The 5,838-nt window shown below is 56.6% G+C and carries 5 protein-coding genes; 3 read left to right on the top strand and 2 right to left on the bottom strand.

Features of this window, described 5'->3' with window-relative positions; translation table 11 throughout:
- The 3 genes from ACTG39_RS13975 to speB all read left to right on the top strand — a co-directional run.
- The coding region (locus tag ACTG39_RS13975) for an aldehyde dehydrogenase family protein (RefSeq protein WP_439108176.1) at positions 1–1,142 on the top strand (1,142 nt) is incomplete at its 5' end.
- Positions 1,142–2,632 carry a glycerol kinase GlpK gene (gene glpK, locus ACTG39_RS13970; protein WP_439108175.1) on the top strand — a complete coding sequence of 497 codons (1,491 nt, stop codon included), beginning with the start codon at positions 1,142–1,144 and terminating at the stop codon, positions 2,630–2,632. The genes ACTG39_RS13975 and glpK, both read left to right, overlap by 1 nt.
- A gap of 94 nt (positions 2,633–2,726) precedes the next feature.
- Positions 2,727–3,644, top strand: coding sequence for an agmatinase (speB, locus tag ACTG39_RS13965; RefSeq protein ID WP_439108174.1), 918 nt, complete (start codon positions 2,727–2,729; stop codon positions 3,642–3,644).
- Between the two features lie 58 nt (positions 3,645–3,702).
- Here the strand turns inward: speB and ACTG39_RS13960 are convergent, their stop codons facing one another.
- Positions 3,703–5,160: an NAD-dependent succinate-semialdehyde dehydrogenase gene (locus ACTG39_RS13960; RefSeq protein ID WP_439108173.1), complete on the bottom strand. Its 1,458-nt coding sequence runs from the start codon at positions 5,158–5,160 to the stop codon at positions 3,703–3,705.
- Positions 5,161–5,230: 70 nt separating this feature from the next.
- Positions 5,231–5,838 (bottom strand): helix-turn-helix domain-containing protein (locus ACTG39_RS13955; RefSeq protein WP_439108172.1); only part of this gene is annotated, 608 nt, incomplete at its 5' end.

Raw genomic sequence — 5,838 nt, 5'->3', positions numbered from 1 at the left:
AGGGTCTTGCAGAGACCGCTCAGGCGCACACTGGCCTTGGGCACCTGCAGCAGGCTTTGGATGTCCTGCGCGAGTACGAGTTCGAAGAAGATCTTGGGCAGCATCGGCTCGTCAAAGAGCCCATTGGGGTTTGTGGAATGATCACCCCCTGGAACTGGCCGGTTAATCAGATCGCCTGCAAGGTGGCGCCAGCTTTGGCCGTTGGCTGCACAATCGTGCTCAAGCCAAGCGAGATATCTCCGCTGTCTGCGCAGATTTGGGCAGAAATTATGCACGAGGCAGGTGTTCCCGCCGGCGTGTTCAACATGGTCAACGGCGATGGGCCGACGGTTGGCGCGGCGCTGTCCAAGCACCCCGACGTAGACATGATGTCTTTTACGGGTTCTACCCGGGCGGGCACTCAGGTTGCTATGAATGCCGCGCCGACGGTGAAGCGTGTGACGCAGGAACTCGGCGGCAAGTCGCCGAATATCGTGCTGGATGATGCCGACTTTGAAAAAGCGGTTACTCAGGGCGTTATGAGTATGTTCATGAACAGCGGTCAATCCTGCAATGCGCCATCGCGTATGTTCGTGCCATCCGCCCGACTGGCAGAAGTCGAAGAGATTGCTCGCAACGTGGCAGCGGCCGTGGTGGTGGGTGATCCCGCCGACGAAGGCACTCAGGTAGGACCGGTGGTGTCGGAAGTTCAGTTCAACAAAATTCAGGGTCTGATTCAGGCGGGCATTGACGAGGGTGCAAAGGTCGTCGCCGGGGGTACAGGTCGTCCCGATGGACTGGACGCGGGTTACTACGTTAAACCTACGGTGTTCTCTGGCGTGAATAACAACATGACGATTGCACGCGAGGAAATTTTCGGACCGGTTCTGGCGATCCTTCCTTACGACAGCGAAGACGAAGCCATTGCCATGGCTAACGACACACCCTACGGGCTGGCAGGTTATGTTCAAAGCGGTGACATTGAACATGCTCGAAGCGTCGGCCGACGTATCCGGGCGGGCAACATCCACATCAACGGCGCATCGGGCGGCTATGAGGTGCCCTTTGGTGGCTTCAAGCAATCTGGAAATGGCCGCGAGTGGGGTGAGCATGGTTTCACGGACTATCTCGAGATCAAGGCAATGGAGGGCTTTGCAGCCTAATGCCTGATTTTGTACTTGCCATCGATCAGGGTACGACAGGCAGCACTGTCGCCCTGGTTGATGCGCAGGGGCAGCTATGTGCCAGTGTTAACGTTGAGTTTCCGCAGGTGTTTCCAAAGCCAGGCTGGGTAGAGCATCAGCCTGATGCAATTTGGTCGTCCGTCGAGAAGGCCTTAGCGCGACTTTTACGTAAGAAACTCTGCAAGCCTTCGGACATAGCGGCGATTGGGATTACCAATCAGCGAGAAACCTCGGTGCTTTGGGACCGACGCAGCGGTGAGCCTTTGCACAATGCCATTGTGTGGCAATGCCGCCGTACAGCGGATTTCTGTGATGACCTGCGAAGTGCCGGCCACGAAAAAGCCGTACAACGCCGCAGCGGTTTGGTGTTGGATCCCTACTTTAGCGCCAGCAAATTTCGTTGGTTGCTCCGCGAAGTGCCGGCGGCAAAGCGGGCGCTTAAGGCGGGCGCACTAGCGGCAGGAACCATCGACAGCTTTTTGCTGTGGAGACTCACGGGTGGTGAGGAACACGCAACCGATGTCAGCAATGCCGCACGTACGTCTTTGATGAATCTTAAGACACTGGGTTGGGATGAAGAACTCGCCCGGCTGTTTGAAGTGCCCATCAGTATTCTTCCACAGATACGCCCCAGCAGCGGCGTATTTGGACATACTCGCGGTGTTCGCGGCTTACCCGATGGGATACCCATCGCAGGAATAGCGGGCGATCAGCAGGCGGCGCTCTTCGGTCAGGCCTGCTTTAGTACCGGTGATACCAAGTGCACCTTTGGTACGGGTTCATTTATCGTGATGAATACCGGTAGCGAAAAAGTGCTATCCAAGTCTCGTCTGCTCACCACTGTCGCCTGGCAGCTAGAAAGTCAAAAGCCAGTGTACGCCCTGGAGGGTGGCGCTTTTATCTGCGGTGCGGCAGTGCAATGGTTGCGAGACGGACTGAAACTCATTAAACGGGCATCCGATATTGAGGCGCTGGCGGCAAGTGTGCCCGATCATGGGGGTGTAGAATTTGTCCCCGCGCTGACAGGGCTGGGTGCGCCTCACTGGGCAGCAGAAGCCCGGGGTTTGATTACCGGACTGACGCGCGGCACAGACAAAGGGCATATCGCTCGGGCAACGCTTGATGCTATGGCTTTGCAGAACGTGGATATTCTGCGGTGCATGGAGGCGGATCTGGGCAAGCGGATGCGGCCTCTGCGTGTGGATGGCGGTGCTGCTGCTAATAATTTGCTGATGCAAACCCAGGCAAACTTTCTAGGTAGAAAAATTGTACGACCGCGGATTACCGAGACGACGGTCGCAGGGGCCAGCTATCTTGCGGGGATCGGCGTGGGTCTTTGGCGAAACACTACCGATATTAAGCGCCTCTGGCAGCCTGAGCGAGAATTTGCAGTAGAGCTCTCGGCGGCCAGGCGGCGACAAAGACAAGACAGTTGGCAAGCCGCGATAGCTCAGACCTTAGCCAGATAAATAGTTGTCGAGCAGACGACTTCAACCTTAAGCAAAACGAACCTAGAGTGAGCATGCAGTGAGCGAGTTTAATCAACCTCTGTCAGGAAACGATATGCCACGCTTCGGCGGCATTGCCAGCATGTTCAGATTGCCGGTGCAGCTGTCTGCAGAAGGGCTTGATATCGCCGTTGTGGGAGTGCCTCTCGATTGCGGCACCAGTAATCGCGCTGGCTCACGCTATGGGCCCCGACAGATAAGAGCTGAGTCAGTCCTCGTTCGCCCCTACGGCATGGCGACGAAGGCCGCGCCCTTTGACTCTTTTCAAGTCGCTGATACCGGTGACGTGGCGCTCAACACCTACAACCTGGAAAAGTCTATCGGGATCATCGAGAGCCATTTCGATGGCTTGCTGGCGGCTGGAGCCAAGACACTTGCCATGGGTGGCGACCATACGATCACCTTGCCCATACTTCGCGCCCAGGCAAAGGTTCATGGCCCCCTGGCGGTAGTGCATGTGGATGCGCATGCCGATATGAATGACCACATGTTTGGGGAGTCCATCACCCATGGCACTATTTTTCGCCGGGGCATTGAAGAGGGGCTCATTGATCCCACGAAAATGGTTCAGATAGGACTGCGGGCGACAGGTTATGCGGCTGATGACTTTGACTGGGCCAGGCAGCGGGGCGTTCGTGTGGTTTCTGCCGAAGAATGCTGGTACCAATCCCTCGAGCCACTTATGCGTGAGGTGCGCGAGCAGATTGGGGCCGACCATCCTGTCTACCTGAGTTTTGACATCGACGGACTGGACCCGTCCGTTGCGCCGGGGACGGGGACGCCTGAGCCGGCAGGGTTGATGACCTCCCAGGGTCTTGAAGTGATTCGCGGTGTCTTTGGTACGAATCTGGTCGGTGCAGATTTGGTGGAAGTTTCTCCACCCTACGATACGACGGGAAATACCGCGCTTCTGGCCGCTAATCTGATGTTTGAGATGCTGTGCAGCTTTCCGGGGTGTGAACGGCGGGACTAGGGTCCCGCCGAGGGTTTTCTGGGAGCTTTAAAGAACCTAACGGGCGGCTGTTATCCGTCTAAAGTCCTCCCATGAGCATGTACTTAATCTCGACGTAGTCGTCCATGCCATAGCGAGAGCCTTCACGGCCTGAACCCGACTCCTTGACCCCGCCGAAAGGGGCCATCTCGTTAGAGATGATGCCTTCGTTAATACCTACGATGCCGTACTCCAGGGCTTCGCCAACGCGCCACACGCGGCCGATGTCTCTCGTGTAAAAGTAGGATGCCAACCCGAACTCTGTATCGTTCGCCATCGCGATCACTTCTTCTTCAGTCTCGAAGCGGATAATGGGGGCCACAGGACCAAAGATTTCGTTACGAAATACAGCCATGCTGCTATCTACATCGGTAAGAACCGTTGCCTGGTAAAAGCTTCCGCCGAGGGCATGGGGTCCGCCTCCCAAAGCGACCTTTGCACCGCTCGCAACCGAGGCCTGGACAAGCTCATCAACGTCCACAGCCGCTTTAGCGTTGACCAGCGGCCCCAGTGCCACGCCATCCTGCATGCCGTCACCCACGGCCAGCTCACTGGCTTTAGCGACCAGCTTTTCGACAAAGGAATCGTAGATAGAACTTTGCACAAAAATGCGGTTTGAGCAGACACAGGTCTGCCCGGCGTTGCGATACTTTGAAATGACGGCTCCAGCCACGGCCGCGTCCAGATCCGCATCATCAAAGACGATGAAAGGGGCGTTACCTCCCAGTTCCATGGACGTTTTCTTCATAGTCTCTGCGCATTGGGCTTCGAGTACTTTGCCAATGGGCGTCGACCCGGTGAAGGTCAGTTTGCGTACGATGGGGTTTGCAGTGAGTTCGCCGCCGATGTCTCTTGCCGAGCCTGCGACAACATTCAGGACCCCAGCGGGGATGCCTGCGCGCTCGGCGAGCTCTGCCAGCGCCAGGGCGCACAAAGGGGTTTCACTCGCAGGTTTAATGACAATGGTGCATCCCGCCGCGAGGGCGGGCGCTGCTTTTCGGGTAATCATTGCAATGGGGAAATTCCAGGGCGTGATTGCCGCGACAACGCCCACGGGCTGTTTGATGCAGACGATTCTCTTGTCTTCACCCGGTCCCGGGATTACGTCGCCATACAGTCGCTTTGCTTCCTCGCCGAACCACTCAACATAAGATGCGCCGTAGGCGACTTCACCGCGGGATTCCGCCAGCGGCTTGCCCTGCTCGGCGGTCATAAGAATCGCGAGATCTTCCTGGTTCGCCATAATCAGATCGAACCATTGGCGTAGAGTCTGTGCCCGAGTCTTGGCAGGGAGTCGCTTCCAGTCATCCATCGCACTCTCGGCCGCTTCGATCGCTCGTCGAGTTTCGCCCGCTCCTACGCTTGCGATACTGATGATTTCTTCACCGGTGGCAGGGTTTAGTATGGATAGTGTTTTGCCGTCGTCGGCATGGGTCCAACAGCCGTTTATGTAAGCGCCATTGCGAAGTAGAGACATGTCCGAGAGCGGAAGTGTCATAGGTAACTCCTTAGTGGTTTGTTGAATTCAGGTCGCGTACGTTACTAGGGCAGACGCCAATAGGAAACGCCTATTTCTGTCGAGTTCGAAGCTCGTGTTTGCGTACCAGTCCCCGCAGCTGATCGTAGCTGAGTTCCAGCGCTTCGGCAGTGCGCCGTTGATTGTAGCTGTGATCTTCCAAAGCTTTGCTCAAAAGCATCTTTTCATAGCGCTCAACGCTGTCACGGAGATTTAGCCCAACGGTAATTGATTTGTCCGCCACGCGTGACTTGGGCAAAGTGTTCGAAGCCTGCGGTTGTTCATCCGCTGGCAGAGTGGCGGGGTTCTGGTTTGTGAGAGCGGCGTCACTCCAGGGGCTTTGGAAGGGGTCTAGCACCAGAGTTTCCACCGGACTGTCCTGGTCAGCCCAGCGATGGAGTGAGCGCTCCACAACGTTTTTGAGCTCTCGGACGTTTCCAGGCCAGTGATAGCCCTCGAGCTGCAGAATCGCGGCTGGCGCAAATCCTGGAAACTTCTCCCAGCTAAGCTCTGCACTCATTTGCACGGCAAATTGACGGGCGAGCAACATCACGTCTTCCTCACGATGGCGAAGCGCTGGCATATGCACAACGTCGAAGCTCAGGCGGTCTAGAAGATCGGCACGGAAGGTTTGAGTATCCGCCATAGACCGAAGGTCTG

Source organism: Congregibacter sp. (assembly GCF_965662665.1).
Classification (GTDB): Bacteria; Pseudomonadota; Gammaproteobacteria; order Pseudomonadales; family Halieaceae; genus Congregibacter.
The sequence above is the reverse complement of the archived record's forward strand: the minus strand, read 5'-3'. Positions and strand labels throughout refer to the sequence as shown.